General features: G+C 56.5%; 1 protein-coding gene and 1 pseudogene. Both read right to left on the bottom strand.

Translation table 11 applies throughout. From position 1 onward, the window contains the following. Positions 1 to 126: ACT domain-containing protein (locus GR212_RS36755; RefSeq protein WP_163995058.1), on the bottom strand; the 126-nt coding region annotated here is incomplete at its 3' end. A gap of 46 nt (positions 127 to 172) precedes the next feature. Next, positions 173 to 294, bottom strand: a pseudogene (locus GR212_RS36750) (electron transfer flavoprotein subunit alpha/FixB family protein); the annotation flags it as partial.

Below are 294 nucleotides of genomic sequence, written 5' to 3'. Positions count from 1 at the left end.
GGTGTCGAGATCGTCGAACTGGCTGGAATCGACGATGTTGCAGCCCTGATCCGCCAGATAGTTCGATATCGCCGCAACAATCCCGCGCGTCGACTGGCACGTCACTGTCAATACATAGCTCGTCATGGCAACCCGTTACCCTCGGCAATCGAAATGAAAGATCATCAGGCGCTCAGAGCGCCTTTTGCAGTTCGGGCAATGCTTCGAAGAGGTCTGCGACGAGGCCGTAGTCGGCGATCTGGAAGATCGGGGCTTCCTCGTCCTTGTTGATGGCGACGATGACCTTCGAGTCCT

Source organism: Martinezella lusitana, assembly GCF_010668395.1.
GTDB lineage: Bacteria > Pseudomonadota > Alphaproteobacteria > Rhizobiales > Rhizobiaceae > Rhizobium > Rhizobium lusitanum_A.
Note: the sequence above shows the minus strand (reverse complement) of the source record. Positions and strands in the feature narration are given on the sequence as shown.